Annotated in this window: 20 protein-coding genes and 1 tRNA gene; 7 read left to right on the top strand and 14 right to left on the bottom strand. The window is 67.7% G+C overall.

The features are described 5' to 3' along the window. The first annotated feature begins 15 nt into the window (after positions 1–15). Positions 16–336 carry a hypothetical protein gene (locus G5B40_RS03995; RefSeq protein WP_165095301.1) on the top strand — a complete coding sequence of 107 codons (321 nt, stop codon included), beginning with the start codon at positions 16–18 and terminating at the stop codon, positions 334–336. A gap of 101 nt (positions 337–437) precedes the next feature. On the opposite strand, the gene G5B40_RS03990 is transcribed toward G5B40_RS03995, so the two are convergent. The 5 genes from G5B40_RS03990 to G5B40_RS03970 form a co-directional block, all read right to left on the bottom strand. Next, complete coding sequence (locus G5B40_RS03990; RefSeq protein ID WP_165095298.1) at positions 438–923, bottom strand: SixA phosphatase family protein; 486 nt, start codon at positions 921–923, stop codon at positions 438–440. After that, a complete protein-coding gene (locus tag G5B40_RS03985) occupies positions 920–1,576 on the bottom strand; it encodes a ferredoxin (RefSeq protein ID WP_165095295.1) in 657 nt (218 codons plus the stop codon). Before G5B40_RS03985 ends, G5B40_RS03990 begins: the two co-directional genes overlap by 4 nt. Continuing rightward, complete coding sequence (locus G5B40_RS03980; RefSeq protein WP_165095293.1) at positions 1,573–2,358, bottom strand: sterol desaturase family protein; 786 nt, start codon at positions 2,356–2,358, stop codon at positions 1,573–1,575. Before G5B40_RS03980 ends, G5B40_RS03985 begins: the two co-directional genes overlap by 4 nt. A gap of 15 nt (positions 2,359–2,373) precedes the next feature. Further along, positions 2,374–2,449, bottom strand: a tRNA-Thr gene (locus tag G5B40_RS03975). Positions 2,450–2,526: 77 nt separating this feature from the next. Next, positions 2,527–4,209: an ABC transporter permease gene (locus G5B40_RS03970; protein ID WP_165095290.1), complete on the bottom strand. Its 1,683-nt coding sequence runs from the start codon at positions 4,207–4,209 to the stop codon at positions 2,527–2,529. Positions 4,210–4,356: 147 nt separating this feature from the next. On the opposite strand from G5B40_RS03970, the gene G5B40_RS03965 reads away from it, so the two are divergent. From G5B40_RS03965 to G5B40_RS03940, 6 genes are all read left to right on the top strand, one after another. Then, positions 4,357–5,274 carry a glycine--tRNA ligase subunit alpha gene (locus tag G5B40_RS03965; RefSeq protein WP_165095287.1) on the top strand — a complete coding sequence of 306 codons (918 nt, stop codon included), beginning with the start codon at positions 4,357–4,359 and terminating at the stop codon, positions 5,272–5,274. Further along, the gene (locus G5B40_RS03960) at positions 5,274–5,756 is read left to right on the top strand and encodes a DUF6446 family protein (RefSeq protein WP_165095284.1); all 483 of its coding nucleotides are present in this window, start codon (positions 5,274–5,276) and stop codon (positions 5,754–5,756) included. The genes G5B40_RS03965 and G5B40_RS03960 overlap by 1 nt, the downstream gene beginning before the upstream one ends. Next, positions 5,756–7,927: a glycine--tRNA ligase subunit beta gene (glyS, locus tag G5B40_RS03955; RefSeq protein WP_165095282.1), complete on the top strand. Its 2,172-nt coding sequence runs from the start codon at positions 5,756–5,758 to the stop codon at positions 7,925–7,927. Before G5B40_RS03960 ends, glyS begins: the two co-directional genes overlap by 1 nt. Positions 7,928–8,220: 293 nt before the next feature. After that, positions 8,221–10,833, top strand: coding sequence for a pyruvate, phosphate dikinase (ppdK, locus tag G5B40_RS03950; protein ID WP_165095279.1), 2,613 nt, complete (start codon positions 8,221–8,223; stop codon positions 10,831–10,833). 248 nt (positions 10,834–11,081) lie between these two features. Next, the gene (locus G5B40_RS03945) at positions 11,082–11,909 is read left to right on the top strand and encodes a cell wall hydrolase (protein WP_246209698.1); all 828 of its coding nucleotides are present in this window, start codon (positions 11,082–11,084) and stop codon (positions 11,907–11,909) included. A gap of 100 nt (positions 11,910–12,009) precedes the next feature. Beyond that, positions 12,010–12,399 carry a dihydroneopterin aldolase gene (locus G5B40_RS03940; protein WP_165095276.1) on the top strand — a complete coding sequence of 130 codons (390 nt, stop codon included), beginning with the start codon at positions 12,010–12,012 and terminating at the stop codon, positions 12,397–12,399. A gap of 3 nt (positions 12,400–12,402) precedes the next feature. Here the strand turns inward: G5B40_RS03940 and G5B40_RS03935 are convergent, their stop codons facing one another. From G5B40_RS03935 to purM, 9 genes are all read right to left on the bottom strand, one after another. Continuing rightward, positions 12,403–13,299 carry a DUF6473 family protein gene (locus G5B40_RS03935; RefSeq protein ID WP_165095274.1) on the bottom strand — a complete coding sequence of 299 codons (897 nt, stop codon included), beginning with the start codon at positions 13,297–13,299 and terminating at the stop codon, positions 12,403–12,405. Between the two features lie 69 nt (positions 13,300–13,368). Beyond that, complete coding sequence (locus G5B40_RS03930; protein ID WP_165095271.1) at positions 13,369–14,154, bottom strand: carnitinyl-CoA dehydratase; 786 nt, start codon at positions 14,152–14,154, stop codon at positions 13,369–13,371. Positions 14,155–14,178: 24 nt separating this feature from the next. Continuing rightward, on the bottom strand, positions 14,179–16,191 hold the full coding sequence (locus G5B40_RS03925; RefSeq protein WP_165095268.1) for an acetate--CoA ligase family protein: 2,013 nt from the start codon (positions 16,189–16,191) through the stop codon (positions 14,179–14,181). Positions 16,192–16,572: 381 nt separating this feature from the next. After that, a complete protein-coding gene (locus G5B40_RS03920) occupies positions 16,573–17,739 on the bottom strand; it encodes an acyl-CoA dehydrogenase family protein (protein ID WP_165095266.1) in 1,167 nt (388 codons plus the stop codon). A gap of 56 nt (positions 17,740–17,795) precedes the next feature. Continuing rightward, positions 17,796–18,281, bottom strand: coding sequence for a c-type cytochrome (locus G5B40_RS03915; protein WP_211907408.1), 486 nt, complete (start codon positions 18,279–18,281; stop codon positions 17,796–17,798). A 138-nt stretch (positions 18,282–18,419) separates the two neighbouring features. Then, complete coding sequence (locus G5B40_RS03910) at positions 18,420–19,889, bottom strand: carnitine 3-dehydrogenase (protein ID WP_165095260.1); 1,470 nt, start codon at positions 19,887–19,889, stop codon at positions 18,420–18,422. Continuing rightward, positions 19,886–20,794, bottom strand: coding sequence for a beta-keto acid cleavage family enzyme (locus G5B40_RS03905; RefSeq protein ID WP_165095259.1), 909 nt, complete (start codon positions 20,792–20,794; stop codon positions 19,886–19,888). The genes G5B40_RS03910 and G5B40_RS03905 overlap by 4 nt, the downstream gene beginning before the upstream one ends. A 193-nt stretch (positions 20,795–20,987) precedes the next feature. After that, positions 20,988–21,623: a phosphoribosylglycinamide formyltransferase gene (gene purN / locus G5B40_RS03900; protein WP_165095256.1), complete on the bottom strand. Its 636-nt coding sequence runs from the start codon at positions 21,621–21,623 to the stop codon at positions 20,988–20,990. Continuing rightward, complete coding sequence (gene purM / locus G5B40_RS03895) at positions 21,620–22,663, bottom strand: phosphoribosylformylglycinamidine cyclo-ligase (protein ID WP_165095253.1); 1,044 nt, start codon at positions 22,661–22,663, stop codon at positions 21,620–21,622. The genes purN and purM overlap by 4 nt, the downstream gene beginning before the upstream one ends. Between the last annotated feature and the right edge of the window lie 269 nt (positions 22,664–22,932).

The raw sequence follows: 22,932 nt of genomic DNA, 5'->3' as shown, positions 1-22,932 counted from the left end.
GCGAAGGAGACGACCATGTTCAAGCGCACCATCGCCATCGCTCTTGTCTTCGGCCTCGCGGCTATCGCGCCGCCGGTTTCCGCCGGAGAGCAGCGCGCGGCGACCTGTGGAGAGCGAACGAGCATCGTCGCCGCGCTCAAGAAGAAACACGGCGAGTCGGCCGCAGGCGTCGGCATCGCCGGCGAAACGGCCGTCGTCGAACTCTGGTCGTCGGCCGAGACCGGCACCTGGACCATTCTGCTCACCCGGCCCGATGGCGTGACCTGTCTGATGGCCGCCGGCCACGCCTGGGCCGGCCAGTCGACCGAGCTTGCGGCGCTGGGTGACCCGGCGTGACGCGCCATAGGGGCTGAAGATGAGATGAAGCGATCATGCTTCAGTCTTTTTCGCGCAAAATGGGGGATCCGGGCGAAAGCCATGCCCGTCGAATGACGGCTTCACACCAGGTCTTTAGGCCGCGCCAGAGCCAGGAGGCGCCCGGTCGAGAAGCGAACCTCCTCCCACGTCGCGACCTCGAAACCGATCACGGCGGCCTGGGCGGTCGGGAAGGCGTCGATCACGCCGTGGCTCAGGAAACGGTTCGCCGCGTCGTGAATGCCCGGATTGTGTCCGAGGACGAGGAGGGGGGAGGCCGCGCCCTCCGTCAGGTTGATCTCTTCGAGAATCGTCTCCGCTTCCGCCTCGTAAAGCGCCGGGCGGGTTTCCGCCGGCGCTTCCAGCCCCATCCGCGCCCAGGTCTCCCGCGTTCGAACCGCGGAGGAGATGAGGGCGAGCGCCGGGATCAACGTCTCTTCGCGCGCCCAGGCCCCCATCAGCGCGGCGGCGAGGCGTCCGCGCCGGTTGAGCGGCCGGTCATGGTCGTCAAGGCCCGCCGCCCAGTCCGATTTCGCATGGCGAAGGAGGATGAGTCGAAGGCCCGTCATGCGACCCGGAAGGCTTCAAGATGAAAGGCGCCCTGCTCGTCGCTCTGCGCGAAGCGGGCGCCGACCGGGCAGGCGCGGCGCGCGAGACAGCCGCGCGCCCGGCACGGCGCGCCCGCCGCGCTGTCGAGATGCGCGCGGCAGCGCGCGACGTCGTAGCCGGCGTCGGTGAAGGCGGAAACCGGGCAGGCGGCGCGGCAGGGCGCGGCGCAGCCTTCGCAGGGATGCGCGCCGCGGATGACCGGCGGCAGGTCTATCTCCTCGAAAAGCGCCAGCGCCCCGCGCCAGCCGGACCAGAGGCCGCGTTCCTCATGCACCGCCATGCCGAGCTTCGACTGGTGAATCGGCTCGCCCGCATAGGTCCAGCGGATGAAGGGCTGGTAGGGCGGCCCGCCGAAGGGAAAAAGCGCCGTCGCGCCGATCTCGGCGGCGAGCGCGCCGATCACCCGGCGCGACCAGCGGTCGAGCGGGTGCGGATTCCCATCGCCGGCCTCGGGGGCGGCCCGGAAACAGGCCCACATCTCCGGCCCGCCATGACCGAGCAGAAGAAGCGCGCGCGTCCCGGCGGGGGCGCCGTCCCCGCTTCCGGGGCGAAGCCAGCCGGTAAGCGCGAGCCCGTCCCGCGCCGCGCGCTCCCTGATCGTGGCGAGATTCATTCGGGGCGCCTGAACGGCGCCATGAGCGCCCATTTGAGCCGCGCCGTCCGCCCGTCGCGCCAGGGCGGAAGGCCGATCTCCATGTCCTGATGACCGAGACGCGGCGCCTCGGTGTAGAGCCGGAAGAGCCGGTCCCAGACCGAAAGCAGGAAGCCGAAATTCGTGTCGTGCTCGCGCCGGTCGGTCGAGTGATGGCTCCGGTGCATGTCGGGCGTGACGATGATGTAGCGGATCAGCCGCTCGATCCCCGCCGGCAGGCGGAGATTGGAATGCGACCACATCGAAGCGGCGTTGAGCGCGATCTCGAAGACCACCACCGCGACGACAGATGCGCCGAGCGCGTAGACGAGGCCGATCTTCAGCGCCATCGACATCACGATCTCGCCGGGATGAAAGCGCAGTCCCGTAGTGACGTCCATCGCCTCGTCTGCGTGATGGACCATGTGAAACCGCCAGAGAAATCCGAAGCGGTGAAACGCGACATGCTGCGCCCAGATCGCCAGATCGAGGACGACGATGACCAGCACCGCCTCCAGCCAGCCCGGCGCGTCGACGACGTTGAAAAGCCCCCAGCCGTGATTCGCGGCGTCAATGGCGGCGCCGACGGCGGCGGCGGGGAAAAGGATGCGCAGAACGATGGTGTCGATCGTGATCAGGCCGAGATTGGCCCGCCAGCGCGCCCCGCGCGGCGTGGGGCGAAGCGGCGCGCGCCATTCCCAGACCGCCATCGCCGCGAACACCGAAAGAAAGACGGCGAGGCGCAGCGCAGGCTCCCAGTCCATCGGCATGGCTCCTGTTGGCGCCGGCTGAGGGACTCGAACCCCCGACATCGTGATTACAAATCACGCGCTCTACCATCTGAGCTAAGCCGGCTGTCGCCTCGGGGTGGCGCGCGTCATCCGATAGCGGGATTTTCGCGTCCGCGCAACGCGCGCCGGGGTCCGAATTGGTCAGTCCGCGCGCCCCATCTGTTCGCCGGGCCGGCGCACGCCGAGGCCGCGGATCAGCACCGCGACCGGGGCCATGCCGACGACAACGATGGCCAGCGCGGCGGGGGCGGCCTCGGCCAGATGCTCGCGGCTGGCGAAATCGTAGACATGCGTGGCGAGGGTGGAGAAGTTGAACGGCCTGAGGATCAGCGTCGCCGGCAATTCCTTCACCGCGTCGACGAAGATCAGCATCGCCGCCGTCATCATCGAGCCGGAAATGATCGGCAGATGCACCCGGCGCAGCGCCCCGCCCGCCGTTTCGCCCAGCGTCCGCGCCGCCATGTCCATCGAGGGCGTCACGCGCCCGAAAGCGCCGTCGAGCGCACCGTAGGCGATGGCGTTGAAGCGGACGACATAGGCGAAGATCACCGCCGCCGCCGTCCCGGTCAGCAGGAGCCCGGGACCGACCCCGAAAAGATCGAGCGCCGCGTAATGGATCCGTCGATCCAGCGCGGCGAGCGGAATGAGGACGCCGACCGCCAGCACCGCCCCGGGCGCCGCGTAGCCGATCATCGTCGCCCGCGCGATCAGCTTCGTCGCGCGTCCGCGCGACCGCCGCGCGCCGAAAACCAGGAGAAGCCCGGCCCCGACCGCCACCGCGGCCGCCGTGGCGGCGAGCCAGATGGTCCGCGCCAGCGCGTCCCAGAACGCCGGCTCCAGCCAGCCCTCGGTGTGATGCAGCGCGAGCGACGCGATCACCGTGATCGGCAGGATGAAACCGAACCCGACCGGCGCCGCGCAACCGAGAACCGCCAGCGCCGCGCGCCCGCCCCGCAGCCGGACCCGCTCGATCGGGCGATAGCGGCGCGACATCGCGTGATAGCGCTTGCCGCGTCGGCCGGCGCTCTCCAGCCCGAGAACGACGAGCACGAAACCAAGGATGACGCAGGAGATCTGCGCCGCCCCGCCCGAATTCGCACCTTCGAGCCAGACCGAGAAGACCCCGGCGGTGAGCGTCCTGACGGCGAAGAAGTCGATGGCGCCGAAATCGTTCAGCGTCTCCATCGCGACGATCGCGACGCCGGCGGCGACGGCCGGCCGGGCGAGGGGGAGCGCGACGCGGAAGAACGTCGTCCAGGGCCCGCACCCGAGGGAGCGCGCGACCTCGAGCGCGCAGACCGACTGCTCGCGAAACGCCGCGCGCGCCAGAAGATAGACGTAAGGATAGAGCGAAAGGGTCAGCACGAACCCGGCCGACCAGATCGTGCGGATTTCCGGGAACCAGTAATCGCGCGCGTCGGTCCAGCCGAAGAACCCGCGCAGCATCACCTGCACCGGCCCGGCGTATTCGAAGAAGTCGACCAGCGCGTAGGCGCCGATATAGGCCGGCACGGCCAGCGGCGCGAGCAGCGCCCAGTCGAAGACGCGCCGCCCCGGAAACTCCGTCATCACCACCAGCCATGCGGCGCTCGTTCCGATGACGGCCGCGCCGCCGCCGGTGATCAGCATCAGCACCACCGTGTTGTGGACGTAGCCCGGCAGCACGCTGGAGATCAGGTGCGGCCAGATGTTCTCGGTCGGAAAGAACGCCATCCAGCCGACCGCGAGGAGGGGCGCGAGGATCAGCCCCGCGATGACCAGCGCCGCGAGCGTCCAGAGGTCGGGGCGGCTTCGGACGCGCGGCGCGGATTCGGCGAGGGCCATGGCTTCCTGAGCATTTTACTCGATCTTCGGTCCCGGTAACGAAGCGCCGCCCGCTTGTCCAGCGGCGCCGCGTTGACCGCCCCGGCGGGCGGGGCTAGGAGAGGCGCGCGCCGCCACGCCCCAGAGGACCGCCCGAGGACCGCCACGATGCCGGACCAGCCGAAGAGTTTTCAGGAGGTCATCCTCCGCCTTCAGGCCTACTGGGCCGCGAAGGGATGCGCCATTCTGCAACCCTACGACATGGAGGTGGGGGCGGGCACCTTTCACCCGGCGACGACGCTGCGCTCGCTCGGGCCGAACCGCTGGGCGGCGGCCTATGTCCAGCCCTCGCGCCGGCCGACGGACGGGCGCTATGGCGACAACCCCAACCGGCTCCAGCATTATTACCAGTTTCAGGTGCTCATCAAACCCTCGCCGCCGGACCTTCAGGATCTCTATCTCGGCTCGCTCGAAGCCATCGGCATCGACATGGGCCTCCACGATATCCGTTTTGTCGAGGACGACTGGGAAAGCCCGACCCTCGGCGCCGCCGGCCTGGGGTGGGAGGTCTGGTGCGACGGGATGGAGGTCAGCCAGTTCACCTATTTCCAGCAGGTCGCCGGACATGAATGCCGCCCGGTCTCGGGCGAGCTGACCTACGGGCTGGAGCGGCTGGCGATGTATGTGCTCGGCGCCGAACATGTGATGGACATGCCGTTCAACGCGCCCGGCGCCCCGATCCCGCTGACCTATGGCGACGTCTTTCGCCAGACCGAGCGCGAATACAGCCGCTGGAATTTCGACGTGGCGGACACCGAAACCCTCCTGCGCCATTTCGAGGACGCGGAGGCCGAATGCCGCCGTATCGTCGAGGCCGCGCCGACCGATCCCAAGACCGGCCGCGAGATCCCGATGGCGCACCCGGCCTATGACCAGTGCATCAAGGCCTCGCACATCTTCAACCTGCTCGACGCGCGCGGCGTCATATCGGTGACCGAGCGGCAGGCCTATATCGGCCGCGTCCGGGCGCTGGCGCGGCTTTGCGCCGATGCGTTCCTGACCACCGAAGCCGGGCGGGCGGCCTGATGAACGGGCGGTTCATCGTCATCGGCCTCGCGCTTTTCGCGCTGGTTTTCGGCGCCGCGCTCTGGTGGTTCCAGACGCGCGGTTACTATCACGAGGTGACGGGCGTCACGAGCGTGACGGTCGCCGGCGCGGCGGTTCCGGTCTCAGATTACCAGGGAATCGACGCGGACACTTCGCCCCTGAAGATGCGCGGCTGTTTCCGGGCCGAGGGGCTGAGCGGCCCCGAGGCGCCGGAGGCCGAGCCGCATATCGCGCCGGGCTGGTTCGAATGTTTCGACGCCGGGGCGATCACCGCCGATCTCGCCTCCGGCGCCGCGACGGCGGTGCGCGCGGCGTCGAATGAGCCGCACGGGTTCGACCGGATCATCGCGGTCTATCCCGACGGGCGCGCCTTTCAATGGCGGCAGATCAACAGATGCGGCAAGGCCGAATTCGCGGGCGACCCGCCCCCCGAAGGCTGCCGCGCGCCGGAGACCGACTGATGGCCGAGCTTCTTCTCGAACTTTTCTCCGAGGAAATCCCGGCGCGGATGCAGGCGCGCGCGGCGGAGGATCTGAAACGGCTTGTGACGCAGGCGATGGTCGAGCGCGGCCTGACCTATGAGGCCGCCGCCGGCTTCGCCACCCCCCGCCGGCTCGTCCTCTCCGTCAGCGGCCTGCCGAAGATGACGATGGCGGCGCGCGAGGAACGGAAGGGCCCGCGCGTCGATGCGCCGGAAAAGGCGCTTCAGGGCTTTCTCCGCTCCACCGGGCTCTCGCAAGACCAGCTTGAAAAACGGGCCGACAAGAAGGGCGAGACCTGGTTCGCGGTGATCGAGCGGCCCGGCCGCCCGGCGGCCGATGTGATCGCGGAGGCGATCCCCGAAGTGATCCGCGCCTTCCCCTGGCCGCGCTCGATGCGCTGGGGGTCGGGCGATCTGACCTGGGTGCGCCCGCTCCGCTCGATCATGTGCGTCCTCGCCGATGAGGAGGGGCCGGCGGTCGTCCCCTTCAGGATCGACCATCTCGCCTCTTGCGGCGAAACGCAGGGCCACCGCTTCATGGCGCCGGCCGCCTTCGCGCCGAAGGATTTCGACGATTACGCCGCGCGGCTCCTGAAGGCGAAGGTCGTCCTCGACCCCGCCGCGCGTCGGGCGCGGATCATGGCGGACGCGACGAACGCCGCCTTCGCCGCCGGAATGGAGTTGGTCGAGGATGAGGGCCTGCTCTCTGAGGTCGCCGGCCTCGTCGAATACCCGGTCGTGCTGATGGGCGAGATCGAGGAGCGCTTCCTGACCCTGCCGCCCGAGGTGCTGCAGGCCTCGATGAAGGAGCACCAGAAGTTCTTCTCGGTGCGAAACCCGAAAACCGGCCGGATCGAGAAATTCATCACCGTCGCCAATATCGAAACCGCCGATCACGGCGCGACCATCCGCGCCGGCAACCAGCGCGTGCTGGCGGCCCGGCTCTCGGATGCGCTCTTCTTCTGGGAGAACGACCTCAGGACCATCCGCGCCGGCGGGCTGGAGGCGATGGCGAAGCCGCTCGCGGATGTCACCTTCCACAACAAGCTCGGCAGCCAGGCCGAACGCATCGACCGCATCGCCGCGCTGGCGCGCGAAATCGCGCCGCTGGTCGGGGCGGACGCGGAGAAGGCGGAGCGGGCGGCGCGGATCGCCAAGGCCGACCTCGCCTCGGAAATGGTCTATGAATTCCCTGAATTACAGGGGGTTATGGGCCGCTATTACGCCGAAGCCGCAGGCGACTCCCCGGAAGTCGCCGCCGCCTGCCAGGCGCACTACGCGCCGCTCGGGCCGTCGGACGCGGTCCCGACCGAGCCGGTTTCGGTGGCCGTGGCGCTCGCCGACAAGATCGACATTCTTAGCTGTCACTGGTTCTTGAACGAGAAGCCCACAGGAAGCAAAGATCCGTTCGCCCTTCGGCGTGCAGCTTTGGGAATTATACGCTCAATCGTTAATAGCTCTATGCGTTTCAACTTGGTTCCGCTGATTTCGTCCCACTTGGAAGCCGTACATCAAAGCCGAATGGAAGCTGTGATAGCTGAAAAGAGGCGCGCTGGTGGTTCTTTCATGACCGGTTCGTTGCGGAACATGCTAGAGTTTAACGGTGCGCAGGAAGATGCAATCTCAATCGACCTCCTCGCCTTCTTTGCCGACCGCCTCAAGGTCCACCTCCGCGCCGAAGGCGTCCGTCATGACGTGATCGACGCCTGTTTCCAGCTTGGCGGCCAGGATGATCTCGTCCTTCTGGTCAACCGGGTGAAGGCGCTGCAGGCGTTCATCGAGACCGAGGACGGCGCCAACCTCCTCGCCGGCTACAAGCGCGCCGCGAACATCCTCGCCGCCGAGCAGAAGAAGGACGGGGTGGAATATACGCTCGATCCCGATCCGAAATTCGCGGAGGCGGATGAGGAGCGGGCGCTTTTCAAAGCCCTCGACGCCGCAGACGCGGCGATCCGCCCGGCGTTGGAAGCCGAGGATTTTGCCGCCGCCATGACCGCGATGGCCGGGCTCCGCGCCCCGATCGACGGGTTTTTCGACAAGGTTCAGGTCAATGCCGACAACCAGATCATCCGCCGCAACCGCCTCTGCCTTCTCAACCGCGTGAAGGTGGTGATGGAGCGGGTGGCGGTGTTTTCCGCCATCGAAGGGTAGGGCCCGAAGCCCGCCCGCAAGGGGCCGAAACGCGATAATTCACACTTGTTAACTATTTTTTTCAATAAAAACAGTCGCTTGCGCCCTTATCGCGTGCGATAACGCACTCTCACCCCCGCCAGCGGCCCGATTCCGCGCCCGCAACGAGAACCAGACCCCGGACCCGATCCGGGGTCCCGCTCCGTAACGCCCCCCGCTCGGCGCCCCGGCTCAGCGCCGGGGACGCGACACCGCCGCGGCCTGTCGCACAAGACGCTTTCGCAACTGCGAAGGGCAGGTTACACGGGAACCCCATGAACGCGCCCGCGACCGCCCTCGCCGAAGTGACCGACGCCGCCCGCCACGGCGCGAAGGCGGCGCGGCTGGCGCGGCTGATCGCCGCCGGCGCGCCGGTACCCCCCGGCTTCGCCTTTCCCGACGATGCGGCGCCCGAAGCGCTCGCCCCCGCGCTGGCGGCGCTGGAGGCGCAAAGCGGCCTCGGGTTCGGCGCGCCGGAGCGCCCGTTACTACTCGCGCTTCGCTCCAGCCCGGTCGAGACGGCGGCGCCCTCGTCGCCGGCGATCCTCAATATCGGGCTGACGCGCGACACGCTCCCCGGCCTCGCGGCGCGCGTCGGCGACCGCGCCGCCGCCGACCTCCGCCGCCGGCTGATCCAGGCCTTCGCCCCGGCGGCGATGGGGGCGGACGCCGAATTGTTCGAGTCGCTCCTCTACGACCGGATGAAGTTCTCCGGCGTCGAGAGCGAGGACGCGCTGAGCCTCGCCGCGTTGAAGGCGCTGGAGACGGAGTATCTCGCCGCCGTCGAGGAGGACACTGGCGAGCGCTTCCCCGAAGACGCACGCGCCCAGCTTTCCCTCGCCATCGCCGCGATGCGCACGGCCTGGGCGGCCCCGACGGCAAGGATCCTGCGGGGCGCGCGCGGCCTCGCGCCCGATTCGGCGCAGGCGTTGATCGCCCAGACGATGACGCTCGGCGTCGGTCCCGGCTCTTCGGGCGCAGGGTTCGCGACGACACGGTCGGAGGAGGACGGCGCGCCGGGATTTCAGGGCCGCTATCTGGCGCAGGCGCAGGGCGAGGACGCGCTGATGGGCCTCCGGACGCCCCGGCTCCTGACAGAAGGGGCGCGGCGCGAAGCCGCGCAGACCGCGCCCTCGCTGGAGGCCGAAGCGCCTGACGCCGCAACGAAGCTGGAGGCGCAGGCCGCCCTGGCGGAACTGACGCTCGGCGACGCCTGCCGCGTGGAGTTCACGCTGGAGGCGGGCGAGTTGCATATCCTCGACGCGCAACCCCTCAGGCCAACGGCGCGCGGCGCGGTGCGGATCGCCGTCGATCTCGCCGAAGCCGGGGTGATCGGGCGGGAGGCGGCGCTTCTCAGGATCGACCCTTCGACGCTGACCTCGCATCTCCATCCCACCGTCTCCGCCCGCGCCCCGCGCGACGTGATCGGCGCCGGGTTGCCGGCCTCGCCCGGCGCCGCGACCGGCGCCATCGTCTTTTCCTCCGAGGCGGCGGAAACGCTCGCGGCGCGCGAACAGGCCGCCATTCTGGTGCGCGTCGAGACCAGTCCCGAGGATATCCGCGGCATGCACGCCGCCTCCGGCGTGCTGACGGCCCGCGGCGGCATGACCAGCCACGCGGCGGTGATCGCGCGCGGCCTCGGCGCTCCCTGCGTCGTCGGCGCCAGCGATATCACGCTGGATATCGAGGGACGGACGCTGACGACGGCGGACGGGCGCGTTCTGCACGAGGGTGACATCGTCACCATCGACGGCTCCGCCGGCGAGGCGCTGGCCGGCTCGCCGGAACTGGTCCAGCCGGAAATCTCCGGCGCCTTCGCCGTGCTGATGAAATGGGCGGACGAGGTGCGCCGGATGAAGGTGCGGGCGAACGCGGACACGGCGCAGGACGCGAAGGTCGCGATCGGATTCAATGTCGACGGCATAGGCCTTTGCCGCACCGAGCACATGTTCTTCGAGAAGAACCGCATCACCACGATGCGGCGGATGATCCTCGCCGCCGACGAGCACGCGCGCCGCGCGGCGCTGGCGGAGTTGTTGCCGATGCAGCGCTCCGACTTCATCGGTCTTTTCGAGATCATGGCTGGGCTGCCGGTGACGATCCGGCTGCTCGACCCGCCCCTGCACGAATTTCTGCCGCACGGCCCGCGCGAGATGAACGAACTCGCCGAAGCGATGGGTCTGCCGTTGAAAGTGGTGACGCGGCGCGCGGCGGAAATGCGCGAATTCAACCCGATGCTCGGGAACCGGGGGTGTCGGGTCGGCGTCACTTACCCGGAAATCTACGAGATGCAGGCCCGCGCCGTGTTTGAAGCGGCGGTCGCGGCCGGAGAGAAGACGGGCGAGCCGGTGATCCCCGAAATCATGATCCCGCTGGTGTCGGCCAATCGCGAGATGGAGCTCCTGGAGCGGATCGTCGAGAGGGTGGCCGAACAGGTGCGGGGCGAAAGCGGCGCCGCGCTTTGCTACCGGATCGGCGCCATGGTCGAGACCCCGCGCGCCGCGCTCCGCGCCGGCGACCTGGCGGCGACGGCGGAGTTCCTTTCCTTCGGGACCAACGACCTGACGCAGATGACCTACGGGCTGAGCCGCGACGACGCCGGGCGGTTCATGCGGGATTATGTCGCCAAGGGCGTCTATCCCGAGGACCCGTTCCACACGCTTGACGTCGAAGGTGTGGGGGAGCTGATCCTGCTCGCGGCGGAACGCGGACGCGCCCGCGCGCCCGGTCTGACGCTCGGGCTTTGTGGCGAACATGGGGGCGATCCGGCCTCCATCCGATTCTGCGAATTGGCGCGGTTCGACTATATTTCCTGCTCGCCCTTCCGGCTTCCGATCGCGCGGCTGGCGGCGGCGCAGGCGCGGCTCCTGTCGCCCGATTCGTCGTGAGATCCTGAAACCATCTGAAATCATTTCGGGAAAGCAACCATCCCTCCGGCGAATTGTGATGAAAACCGCCGAAAACTGGCCTGAAAGCGGATTGACGCGCCGGCGGTTTATCGCGTTCACAAGACGTTAACGAAATTCCCGCCGCCAGCATGGGGCGGGAACTCCGCATCTGGAGATCATGGCGGGCCGCAGCCCCGCGTTCGCTCGCATCGGAGAATCCGTTGTGAGTGCAAGACGAGGGTGATGACATGAAAAGTCGATTCGCGAATCTCTCTCCCGTAACACGGGTGGGAATGGTGGCGCTCGGTCTTGTCGCAGCGCTGGTTTTCAATCCATCGAACGGCGCGGCGACCGAGTCCGCGAACCGCGTGGCCGCGCTCGACACGTCGCAGTCCGAGCGTGTGCTTTCGGTGCTGATGGCGGAGCGAACGGCGTTCCGCACATTGTCGACCGACCGTAATTTCGCGCGCACCGGACGGCTTCCCGCCGGACCCGGTCCCGTCTCGACCGGCGAGATTTCGGACCCCGACCTCGCCGGACTTGGCGAAGAGGACGCGCGCGCGTCGGAACTCGCCGCGCTGGCGCGGGAGATGAACGTGGACGAAGTCGTTTCCGTCTCCAATATCAGCCTTGAGAGCATCGGCGCCGGCGTGGACGGGCGCTCACTGCAGTGCCTTACCGAGGCGATCTATTTCGAGGCGCGGGGCGAGAGCACGCGCGGCCAGTTCGCCGTCGCCGAAGTGGTTCTGAACAGGGTCGACAGCCACAAGTATCCCAATTCGGTATGCGGCGTGGTCACTCAGGGTGCCGGCAAGGGCAAGCGTCACGGCTGCCAGTTCTCCTACGCTTGCGACGGAAAGAAGGAGCGAGTGGTGAATCGCGCCGCTTTCGTCAAGGCCGCGAAGATCGCCAAGGTCTTGCTCTCCGGCCGCCCGCGCGTGCTGACCGCGGGCGCGACGCATTTCCATACGACGAATGTGCGTCCGGGTTGGTCGAAGCGCCTGACCAGGACGGTGCGGATTGGCGAGCATGTATTTTATCGCTACCCGACGCAGGTCACCTCGAACGACAGCTGATTGGCGGGGTTCGCCGTGCGCGCGGGCCGTTTCCGCGCGTGACGGCGGCGCGGCCTTCGCCTAGCGTAAGCGAAATGCTGGCGATCACGGGCGGGGCGGGATGAGCGACGCGGCAATGGGTGGAGCAGACGACGGACCGGCCGACCGGATTTTCCTTCGCGATCATGTCGTGGACGTGGAGATCGGCGCCTACGCCGAGGAATATGGCGTTAAGCAACGCCTGCGGTTTTCGGTCGATCTCGAGGTGCGGCGGAGCGGCGCGCCGCATGTCGATGAGGTTGCGAGCGTCGTCTCGTACGATCTGATTTTCGCTACTATCCGTGAACTGGCGGACGGGCCGCGGATGAAGCTTCTCGAGACATTCGCCGAGCGGCTGGCGGCGCGGCTCCTGGCGGAGAATGACGTGACGCGCGCCTGGATACGGATCGAGAAACTCGATCGGGTTTCGGGCTCGCTCGGAGTCGAGATCGAACGGCGAAGCGGCCGCTGACCTTCAGATCGTGGTGATGGTCGGCCGCGCCGCCGCGCAGGGCGCGGTGGACGCCAGCAGTTCGCGAATCGGCTGCGTCAGCGCCTTGGCGGCTTCGGCGTGCATCTCGGGCGACGGGTAGTAGCGGTTCTCGCTGACCGGCAGGCCGAACGGAGTATGCAAGACGGCTTCACCGTCCCTCAGCAGCGATTGCGGCATTCCCGTCGAGGTGACGCAGCGCACGACGCGATCGACAAGCGGCGCAACGGCGTCCATCATCTCCTGATCGACGAATTGAGGATATTTCAGGGCCTGACCGGCCGCGCCGCCGGACACCTCTTCGTCCGTTTCGCGCTCGGAGAACCAGAAGAGCACGCGCCGCGTCTGTATCGATTGCAGCAGCACGCGGGTGCGCGCGACCCAGGCGGCTTTCAGTTCCGCTTCGACCGCCACGAACTTGTCCGGGTCCTCTTCGGCGATCTGATTCAGCATGTTGTGCGCGTATGTGAATGTCTCGAAGTCGATATGCGGAAAGAGCGCCTCCAGCGATTTCGAGACCGCTTCGATTTGCGCGTTGCGGCTGAGTTGGACCTTGAAGAGCCGGTTCGAGAGCGAGCGTGCGCTCATCACCTGGATGACGCAAAGCTCCGCGGAGGAGGCGGCCTCGATCACTGCGGCGTCGCGAAGGAAGAACCCCGGCCCGGCGCTCGCGGCGCCGAAATTCGCCACCTGGATATCCAGTTCCTCGGCGAGGAGCGCGGGGAACGGCCGCTCTACATAGCGTCCGAAGGTCTGCGCCGCGCCGATGCACGCGATATAGGGTCTGGAGAGATCGGGTTTCGGGCCGCGATAGACCTGGTTCAGCCGGCCCCATTTGTAACCCTTGTAGTCGATGAGGGCCTGATCGGGTTTCTGATACATCGCACGCTCCACAGTTCTAGAGCCGCGATCATTCCCGGCGGCGGTGAAAGCGGCGTTAACCGATGCGCGCTATTCGCCCTTCCAGACCGGGTCGCGCTTCTCGGCGAAGGCGCGCGCGCCCTCCAGGTTGTCATCGCTGGCGTAGAGCACGTCGACCGTTTCGAACTGCCGCCGTGAGATGCGGTTCAGCGCATCCTGAAAACGCATCGCCTCCGCCTCGCGGACCACCTCCTTGATCGCCGCCTGCACCAGCGGCGGGCCGGAGGCGAGAAGGCGGGCGAGATCGTGCGCCGCCGCCATCAGCTCTCCCGCAGGGTGGATCGACCGCAGGACGCCCCAGCGCAGCGCTTCCTCCGCGTCCATCCAGCGGCCGGTCAGCAGAAGGTCCATCGCGACATGATAGGGGATGCGCTTGGGCAGCTTGACCGAGGCGGCGTCGGCGATCGTGCCGGAGCGGATTTCGGGCAGGGCGAATGTCGCGTCGTCGGCGGCGAGAATGAGATCGGCAGAGAGCGCCAGCTCGAAGCCGCCGCCACAGCAGATGCCGTTGACGGCGGCGATCACCGGCTTGTTGAGGCCGCGCAGCTCCTGCAGGCCGCCGAACCCGCCGACGCCATAGTCGCCATCCACCGCGTCGCCCGCCGCCGCGGCTTTCAGGTCCCAGCCCGGGCAGAAGAATTTCTCGCCGCCGCCGGTGACGATGGCGACGCGAAGCTCCGGATCATCTCGAAAATCACGGAAGGTTTCCCCCATGACGCGACTGGTGGCGAGGTCGATGGCGTTGGCCGGCGGGCGCCGCAGCGTTACCTCGAGGATGGCGCCGTCGCGGCGGGTGAGGATCGGGCTTTCGGTCATGTGGCGTCCTTTCGGGCGGTGAAATCAACCCCGGATGCGGATCAGGGCGTCGGCGGCCCACGCCCCCGCCGAGGTGACGATGAGCGGGTTGATGTCCAGTTCCTCAAGCACTGTCTCATGCGCGAGGGCGAAGCGCGAGAGCGCCGCGAGCGTCCGGGCGGCGGCGGTGATGTCGACGGCGGGACTTCCGCGCCAGCCGGTGAGGAGCGGCGCGAGCCGAAGCGCGCGGATTGCGGCCTCTCCCTCGGCCTCGTCGACTGGAAGCAGAAGCGTGACCGTATCGCGGAGCAACTCCGCCGCCACGCCACCCGCGCCGACTGTCAGCACCAGCCCGTAGGCCGGATCGCGCGAGACGCCGAGGATCAACTCCGCGCCTTCTGAAACCATGCGCTCGACGAGATAAGGCCCGGCGCCCATGACGCGCGCCGCCTCGCCGATCTCTTTCGGGGCGAGGTTGAGACGGACCGCGCCGGCCTCCGTCTTGTGGGCGATCCCGAGCCGCTTGAGCGCGAGCGGCGCGCCGAGGTCGCGGGCGAGGACGGCGGCCGACTCAGGCGTGTCTGCGCGCGCCCCGGCGGGAACGGTCAGACCAGCGGCCGCCAGACGCGCCTTCGCCTCGGCCTCGTCGAGAAGGCGAGGGGGCGGCGCGTCGGGCCTTGGCCCGCTTTGCCGGCGCGGCGCCCGCGCCGGGCCGCGGGCTTCGGCGCACGTGGCGGCGGCATCCACGGCCGCGAGCGCTTCGACGATTCCCGAGAGCGGGGTCAGTCCGGCGGCGATCATCTCGTCGGCGACCTTCTCGGGAAGGTTTTCCGGCAGCGAGGCGACGACGGCGACCGGGCGGGCGCTTCGCGCCGCCGCGGCCTTGATCGCGGCGACGACCGGAACCCAGTCCGCGTCGGAGCAGCGTCCGGAGCGCGGAAAGTCGAGGACGAAGAGCGTGAGATCGAACGCTGAGTCCAGCACCGCGTTGAAACAGGCGGTCATCTTCGCCTCGTCGCTCCAGATGTGGGTCTGGTAATCGAGCGGATTGGCGACAGGAACGATACTGTCCAGCGTCGCGGCGATGCGTTCGCGCGCCGACGCATCGAAGGGACGGAGGCGAAGCCGCCGGCCCTCCATCGCGTCGGCGACCAGCGCGGCCTCGCCGCCCGAGCAACTGACCGAACAGATGTCGCGCCCGCTGAGCGGGCCGCATACGTGAAGCAGCTTCAACGTCTCCAGGAATTCCGGCAGAGAGGCGAGGAGCGGCACGCCGGCGCGGGCGAAGAAGGCGCGGCTCGCTTCGTTTTCGCCCGCGAGCGATGCAGTGTGCGAGATCGTGGCGGCGCGGGCGGCGGCGCTTCGCCCGGCCTTTATCGCCACGACAGGCTTGCCGGCGGCGCGGACCATCTCGAAAAACGCCGTGGGATCGCCCACTCCCTCGACATAGAACCCGATCGCGGTGACGCGCGGATCGGCGGCGATCGCGTGACCGATCTCCGCCAGTCCAGTCTGCGACTGGTTGCCCGCGCAGACCAGATAGGCGATCGGCAGGCCGCGCGTCTGCATGGTGAGGTTGATCGCGATGTTCGAGGATTGCGAGACGATGGCGACGCCGCGCGCGACGCGCCTTCCGCCCTGCTGGTCGGGCCAAAGGAGCGCGCCGTCGAGATAGTTGATGAAGCCATAGCAGTTCGGACCAAGCATCGGCATCTCGCCCGCGGCTTCGACGAGCGCCGCCTGGCGCGCGCCATCGCCGGTTTCCTTGAACCCGGAGGCGAAAGCGACGGCGCCGCCCGCGCCCATGGCGGAAAGCGTGTGGATCACCTCCACGGAACGATCCCTGTTCACGGCGACGAACGCCGCATCGGGGGCGTGGGGCAGGGCGGCGAGCGACGGGTAGGCGCGGTGGCCGGCGATCTCGCCTTTGGATGGGTGAACCGGCCAGACCTCGCCCTTGAACCCCATCCCCGCCGTGGCCCGGACGGCGTTCGCCGCCCAGGCGCCGCCGATCAGTGCGATCGAGCGGGGGCGGAGCAGGCGGGAGAGGTCGCTCAATTTTCAGTCACGCTTGGATGTGGCTCCGCCGAGCGCGATACGTGTTACGGCACAGCGATCGTTCGCACATGGAGACTGAACTTTATCCGGAATGATGTCGCGGAATGCGAACGAGATTTCTCTTCGCGGATTTCGGTCTGCGTCATTGATATTTCCTAACGCTTCATTCGCCTCCGCAGACTCCGCAGTTTCTTCCGGGACAGCCGGAACGCCAGCCATCCAGGCCGCGCCGCGTGACAATGAAAGTCTGACTTGTTCATTGACGCTAGTAATTGAATCCGCCTCCTATGAAAGATGGCGCCTGTTCAAGCCATGTGCATTGGCGCGAGAGGTTCTCGGCCAGAACTTTTCGAAAGCGGACAGCAAACGCGAACGTGCTGGTCAACTTCTTCCCCCCAAGGGCCGCAGCAACTCCCGCCCGATGATATGGCGCTGGATCTCGCTTGTCCCGTCCCAGATCCGCTCCACCCGCGCGTCGCGCCAGAAGCGGGCGAGGGGGAGATCGTCCATCAGGCCCATGCCGCCGTGGATCTGGATCGCGGCGTCGGTGACGCGGGCGAGCATTTCCGAGGCGTAGAGCTTGGCGGAGGCGATCTCTCGGTTCGCGGGCAGGCCGGCGTCCAGCCGCGCGGCGGCCGAGAGCGTCAGGAGATCGGCGGCGTCGATCTCCGTGATCATGTCGGCGATCTGGAAGCTCACGCCCTGGAACTTGCCGATCTGCTGGCCGAACTGGCGGCGCTCGGCGGCGTAGCCGAGCGCGAGGTCGAATACGCGGCGCGCCCGGCCGACGCACATCGTCGCGACCGTGATGCGCGTGGCGTAGAGCCATTCGTTCATCACCGCGAAGCCGCCATCGATCGCGCCCAGCACCTGCGCGTCGGGCAGGCGGCAATCGTCGAACTCCAGCACCATGTTCTTGTAGCCGCGATGGCTGACGGAGTTGTAGCCGTGTCGGATCGTGAAACCGGGGTGGCCGCGATCGACCAGAAAAGCGGTGATGCGCTTTTTCAGCCCTTTCGGGGTCTGATCCTCGCCGGTGGCGACAAAGACGATCACGAAATCGGCGTGATCGGCGCCAGAGATGAAATGCTTGGTTCCGTTCACCACCCAGTCGCCACCGTCGCGGCGCGCAGCGCATTTCATGCCGCGCACATCCGAGCCGGCGTCGGGTTCCGTCATCGCCAGCGCGTCCATCCGCTCGCCCCGCACCGCGGGGAGAAGATAGCGCTCCCGCTGCTCGCCCTCGCAGGCCATCAGGATGTTCTGGGGCCGGCCGAAGAAATGCGTGAGCGCCAGCGATCCGCGGCCAAGCTCGCGCTCGACCAGGGCGAATTCGAGATGCGAGAGGCCGGGGCCGCCGACGCTCTCAGGGAAGTTCGCGGCGTAAAAGCCGATTCCGATACATTTTTCCCTGATCGCGGCGCCGATCTCGGGCGGCACTTCGCCGGTGCGCTCCACCACGTCCTCGTGGGGATATATCTCCTTCTCCACGAAATTGCGCACCGTGGAGACGATCATCTCCTGCTCTTCGGTCAGTCCAAATTGCATGCTCTACCCCCTCCGGCGCCGCAGGTCGGCGCCGGGGAAACCTGCCCACGGACGCACTAATTCGGCATGGCCACAGCGAAATACGGGGCGCCAGCCGTCCCACCCGTCGGCACAGGAGGCGGCGTCGCGCGCCTGACCGGGGGCAGGGCGCGCAGATAGGCGACGAGATCCGCCGCGTCCGAGTCCGTCAGCACGCTGTAGGATTCCCAGGGCATGATCGGCGCCAGCGTGCGGCCGTCCGGCCGCATGCCGGCTCGGATCGCGTCCACGATCTCCTCGTCGCTCCAGGCGCCAAGCCCGGTCTCGACATCCGGCGTCAGGTTCGGAGGCCAGAAGACGCCAAGGCCCGGCAATTCGAACCCAAGCGCGCCGCCCGCGAGATAGGCGTCCGGGTCCGGGGCGCCATCCGGCGCGCGGCCGGAATGGCAACCGGCGCAATCCATGATCGACACAAGATAGGCGCCCCGCTCGACCGAGCCCCCCGCCGCGTGCGCGGCGCTCACCACCGAGATCGCGATGATCGTCGTCAGCGTTTGTTTCATCGCCATGCCCCTTCACCACGCGCCGATTGCGCGCAGGCGGCAAATTGCCCGTGATCGCGGCTCTGCGCACGCGCGATCCCGACCTTGATGACGATTTTGCGCCGGGCGCGCCCATCGCGATGCCCGACGCCACGGCGGTCAGCCCCGCATCCCGATGGCGCGCCCGACACCATCGGGGGGCGTGAGGCGCGCGTGAAGCGCTGCGATCTCCTCCAACTTGGAGAGAATCTCGCGCGCGGGTTCGCAGGCTGCGCGGCTCTCGAGACTCACATGGATCAGCATGTGCTCGCCCGTCGCCAGAAGCCTGCCGTCCGCGTGGCGCATCTCATGGAAGAGGCGCATCTTCTTGCCCTTTCCTTCGATCACCTGCGTTGCAGTGTAGATCGGCTCCAGCGCCTTCACCTCGTTGAGATGGCGGATATGGGTCTCGACGGTGAAATACGAGCGGCCGGCGGCGATGTAATCCGCATCCGCCCCGATGATCCGCATGAAGGCGTCGGTCGCATCGGCGAAGCATTGCAGATACCGGGCCTCGTTCATGTGATTGTTGTAGTCGGTCCAATCCGGCGGCACCTGGCGTTCGAGCGTGCGGATCGGCTGCGAGAGGTCGGCGGCGGGCGCGGGGGCGCCGCGGTCGAAGAGCGCTTTCTCATATGCGGCGAGGACCTGACCGGCGCCCCAGCCGTTGACTTTCAGCGCCTGCATGATGGCGATGAGATTGTCGTCCCGGATGTGCTCGAGATCGCGCGGGCCGAGATCGCCGGACTGCGCGTCGCATTGCGCGCCGACCATCTCGACGAAGCCGTCCGTCAGCTCCGGAACGTCGGTCAGCTTCGTCCACGGCCATTTCAGGCAGGGGCCGAACATCGCCAGCATGGCGCGCATTCCGCCCTCGCCGCCGGCCAGGTGAAAGGTCTGCATCGTGCCCATCTGCGCCCAGCGGAGCCCAGGCCCGTAGGCGATGGCGGCGTCAAGCTCCTCCGCCGTCGCCACCTTGTCCTTCAGAAGCCAGAGCGCCTCGCGCCAGAGCGCCTCCTGCAAACGGTCGGAGATGAACCCCTCGATCTCGACCCGGCACACAAGCGGACGCATGCCGATGGCGGAATAGAATTCCTTCGCCCATTCGATATGTCTGGCGTCCGTATCCTTCCCCGCGACGAGCTCCACGAGGGGCAGAAGGTACACAGGGTTGAACGGGTGCGCGACGATCAGCCTGCCGGGATATTCGAGTTCGGCCTGTAGCTCCGTGGGCATGATGCCGGAAGTGGAGGAAGCGATCACGGCGGTGGAGTTCGCCGCCTCGATCTCTGCAAAGACGCGGTGCTTGAGGTCGAGCCGCTCCGGCACGCTCTCGATCACGAGACGGGCGTCGGCGACGGCCTCGGCGATGCTCGGCGCGAAACTGACCGCGCCCTTTTTCGGATGGGGCGCCATCGTGAGTTTGGCGTAGGCGCGGTCGGCCCCCGCCAGCACGGCGTTCAGCTTGCGCTCCGCCTCGGGATCGGGGTCGAAGACGCTGACATCCATGCCATTTTCGATCAGTCGTGCGGTCCAGCCGCCGCCGATGACGCCGCCGCCGATCAACGCGACTTTCCTGATTTCATTCATTTCGGCGCCCGTTTCTCCAGCTTCAGCCGTGTGCGCGCCTCCTCTGGGCCGATCACCCGCGCGCCCATGCCCTCGACAATGCCTCGCGCGCGCTCGACAAGCGCTTCGTTGGTCGCGAGGACGCCTTTTTCAAGCCAGAGATTGTCTTCGAGCCCGACCCGGACATTCCCGCCCGCCAGCACTGCCGCCGCGACATAGGGCATCTCGTTGCGCCCGAGCCCGAAAGCGGAAAAGGTCCAGCCGGGGGGGACGTTGTTGACCATCGCCATGAAGGTGTTCAGATCGTCCGGCGCGCCCCACGGTACGCCCATGCAAAGCTGGACTAGGACCGGCGCCGGAATCACGCCGCGTTCGACAAGGCTTCTTGCGAGCCAGAGGTGACCGGTGTCGAACGCCTCGATCTCGATCTGGACGCCGCACTCCACCATCATTCCGGCCATCGCTTCGAGCATTCCAGGCGTATTGGCCATGATGTAATCGGCCTCGGCGAAGTTCATCGTGCCGCAGTCGAGCGTGCAGATCTCTGGCCGGCTGTCGAGGATATGCGCCACGCGCGCCGCCGCCGGGATGAAATCCGTGCCTGCCGCCAACGGCAGCGGCGCTTCGGCCGGGCCGGTGACGATATCGCCGCCCATGCCGGCGGTGAGGTTGATAACGACGTCGGTGGCGCTCTCGCGGATCCGTTCGACCACCTCGCGATAGAGCGCCGGATCGCGCGCAGGGACGCCGGTTTCGGGGTCGCGGACATGGGCGTGAACGATGGCTGCGCCGGCCTTCGCCGCCCGGATCGCGCTTTCAGCGATCTCCCTGGGCGAACGCGGCACATGGCGCGAGCGATCCTGCGTGCCGCCGGAGCCGGTGAGGGCGGCGGTGATGAAAACCTCGCGGTTCATGGTGAGCGGCATGTGCGGTTCCTCTCGTTCTCGCTGCGGAGCATGACGGCCTGTCTCCGCCTACGCCACATGATAAGCGGCGTCATTCTGAAGAATCCTGTGCGAACTGCGGATTCACACATCTCCGGCCGCGCCATTCCGGCCATGTTTCTGCTGCGTGGTCGGGGAATGTCGGAAGCGGCCGGCCTGGGCGCAGCGGCGCGCTTCAGTCTTCAAAAAATGCAAGAGGAGAAATGCGTAATCTATTGTTATCAAGTGTTATATCGTCATTTAGCCAGCGCAAGAGCGACGCAGGGTAAAGACGGTGTTCGAGCTCGAGAACGCGCGCCGCGAGTTTCTTGGCGTCGTCTTCCGGCCTGATCCGGAGCGCGGCCTGGCCGAGGATCGGGCCGTCATCCATTTCCGCGCGCACAAGATGTGTGGTGCAGCCGTGAAAGGCGACGCCCGCCGCAAGCGCGCGGGCATGAGTCTCCAGCCCCGTGAAGGCGGGTAGAAGCGAGGGGTGGATATTCACCATCCTGTCCCGCCATTGGTCGACGAAACCGCCGGTGAGGATGCGCATGAACCCGGCGAGGCAGATCAGGTCTATGTCGGCGGCGGCGAGCGCGCGGGACAACTCCGCCTCGAACGCGCCGCGATCCCCCTTGTGCGGACGGTGGTCGACCACGGCCGTCGCCACGCCGGCGGCCGCCGCCAACCCGAGGCCTGGCGCGGTGGGATTGTTGGAGAGAACAAGCGCCGCCTTGGCGGGATACGTGGGATCGGCCATCGCCCGTAGCAGCGCGGTCATGTTGCTGCCGCGTCCGGAGATGAAGATCGCCGCGCGGCGCCGGCTATTCACGCCAGCGCGCCCGTGTAGACGACGCCCGGTGCTCCGGTGAGGCGGCCGATCCAGATCGGCGTCTCTCCTGCGTCGGTGAGCGCGGCCTCCACCGCCGCCGCTTCCGGCGCGGGCGCGACGAGGATCATGCCGAGACCACAATTAAAGGTCTTGAGCATCTCCGGCCCGTCGATTCCGGCTTCCGCCATCAACCATTGAAAGACCGGCGGGAGTTTCCAGGACGAAAGCTCGATCTCGGCGCCGAGGCCGCCCTGAAGCACGCGCGGCAGGTTCTCCGTGATCCCGCCGCCGGTGATATGCGCGATCGCCGCGGCCCCCGCGCGGATCGCCGCGAGCGCGGCCGGGACATAGATGCGGGTCGGCGTGAGAAGCGCTTCGCCGAGCGGCGTGCCCACGAACGGGGCCGCGTCGTCCCAGCCGAGGCGCGCTCGTTCGGTGATTTTCCGCACTAGCGAGTAGCCGTTGGAATGAACGCCGGAGGAGGGGAGGGCGATCAGCGCGTCGCCCGCCGCCATCTCACGCGGCAGGCCCGCGCCGCGCTCCATCGCGCCGACGGCGAAACCGGCAAGGTCGAAATCACCCTTCGCGTAGAGCCCGGGCATCTCCGCCGTCTCACCGCCGATCAGCGCGCAGCCCGCGAGGCGGCAGCCCTCGGCGACGCCCCTGACGATGGCGGCGCCTTCCGCTACATCGAGCTTTCCGGTGGCGAAATAGTCGAGGAAAAAGAGCGGCTCCGCCCCCTGGCAGACCAGATCGTTCACGCACATCGCGACCAGGTCGATCCCGACCGAGCCGAGCCGCCCGGTCTCGATCGCCAGCTTCAATTTGGTGCCGACGCCGTCGGTCGCCGCGACCAGGATCGGGTCCTTGAAGCCGGCGGCGCGCGGGTCGAACATCGCGCCAAACCCGCCGAGCCCGTCCATCACGCCGGACCGGCGCGTCGTGGCCGCGGCGGGCTTGATCGCGTCAACCAGCGCGGCGCCCGCGTCGATATCCACGCCGGCGTCACGATAGGTGAGGCCGCTGGGGCGGTTGGTCATGCTGGGCTCCCTCAATTTCGCCGCCCTCCTAGCGCATGGGCGCGGAAACATGAAGAGCGATCGGGTGAGGAGATGCGCGGTTCTGCGCGCGCGATAGGCCGCGCGTGCTCGCGCAATTAGCGAATGGCCTTCAGAACTACTCGCCGCATGGTGGCAAAATGGAAGTTCTTCACGGAAACTGAAACATTTTCCTTGAATTCACCACTGTTTGTGGCCAATTGAACCCGTGCGCAGTGGAGCGCATGTGTTTGTGAGTTTGTGGGGCATAT

Origin of the sequence: Pikeienuella piscinae (assembly GCF_011044155.1) — a bacterium.
Taxonomy (GTDB): domain Bacteria; phylum Pseudomonadota; class Alphaproteobacteria; order Rhodobacterales; family Rhodobacteraceae; genus Pikeienuella; species Pikeienuella piscinae.
This window is presented reverse-complemented; position numbering and strand designations above follow the sequence as displayed.

What these genes read in the sequence shown, in the direction of transcription:
- G5B40_RS03995 (WP_165095301.1), top strand. Translation starts at nt 16, where the DNA reads ATGTTCAAGCGCACCATCGCCATCGCTCTTGTCTTCGGCCTCGCGGCT.
- G5B40_RS03990 (WP_165095298.1), bottom strand. Translation starts at nt 923, where the DNA reads ATGACGGGCCTTCGACTCATCCTCCTTCGCCATGCGAAATCGGACTGG.
- G5B40_RS03985 (WP_165095295.1), bottom strand. Translation starts at nt 1,576, where the DNA reads ATGAATCTCGCCACGATCAGGGAGCGCGCGGCGCGGGACGGGCTCGCG.
- G5B40_RS03980 (WP_165095293.1), bottom strand. Translation starts at nt 2,358, where the DNA reads ATGGACTGGGAGCCTGCGCTGCGCCTCGCCGTCTTTCTTTCGGTGTTC.
- G5B40_RS03970 (WP_165095290.1), bottom strand. Translation starts at nt 4,209, where the DNA reads ATGGCCCTCGCCGAATCCGCGCCGCGCGTCCGAAGCCGCCCCGACCTC.
- G5B40_RS03965 (WP_165095287.1), top strand. Translation starts at nt 4,357, where the DNA reads ATGCCGGACCAGCCGAAGAGTTTTCAGGAGGTCATCCTCCGCCTTCAG.
- G5B40_RS03960 (WP_165095284.1), top strand. Translation starts at nt 5,274, where the DNA reads ATGAACGGGCGGTTCATCGTCATCGGCCTCGCGCTTTTCGCGCTGGTT.
- glyS (WP_165095282.1), top strand. Translation starts at nt 5,756, where the DNA reads ATGGCCGAGCTTCTTCTCGAACTTTTCTCCGAGGAAATCCCGGCGCGG.
- ppdK (WP_165095279.1), top strand. Translation starts at nt 8,221, where the DNA reads ATGAACGCGCCCGCGACCGCCCTCGCCGAAGTGACCGACGCCGCCCGC.
- G5B40_RS03945 (WP_246209698.1), top strand. Translation starts at nt 11,082, where the DNA reads ATGAAAAGTCGATTCGCGAATCTCTCTCCCGTAACACGGGTGGGAATG.
- G5B40_RS03940 (WP_165095276.1), top strand. Translation starts at nt 12,010, where the DNA reads ATGAGCGACGCGGCAATGGGTGGAGCAGACGACGGACCGGCCGACCGG.
- G5B40_RS03935 (WP_165095274.1), bottom strand. Translation starts at nt 13,299, where the DNA reads ATGTATCAGAAACCCGATCAGGCCCTCATCGACTACAAGGGTTACAAA.
- G5B40_RS03930 (WP_165095271.1), bottom strand. Translation starts at nt 14,154, where the DNA reads ATGACCGAAAGCCCGATCCTCACCCGCCGCGACGGCGCCATCCTCGAG.
- G5B40_RS03920 (WP_165095266.1), bottom strand. Translation starts at nt 17,739, where the DNA reads ATGCAATTTGGACTGACCGAAGAGCAGGAGATGATCGTCTCCACGGTG.
- G5B40_RS03915 (WP_211907408.1), bottom strand. Translation starts at nt 18,281, where the DNA reads ATGAAACAAACGCTGACGACGATCATCGCGATCTCGGTGGTGAGCGCC.
- G5B40_RS03910 (WP_165095260.1), bottom strand. Translation starts at nt 19,889, where the DNA reads ATGAATGAAATCAGGAAAGTCGCGTTGATCGGCGGCGGCGTCATCGGC.
- G5B40_RS03905 (WP_165095259.1), bottom strand. Translation starts at nt 20,794, where the DNA reads ATGCCGCTCACCATGAACCGCGAGGTTTTCATCACCGCCGCCCTCACC.
- purM (WP_165095253.1), bottom strand. Translation starts at nt 22,663, where the DNA reads ATGACCAACCGCCCCAGCGGCCTCACCTATCGTGACGCCGGCGTGGAT.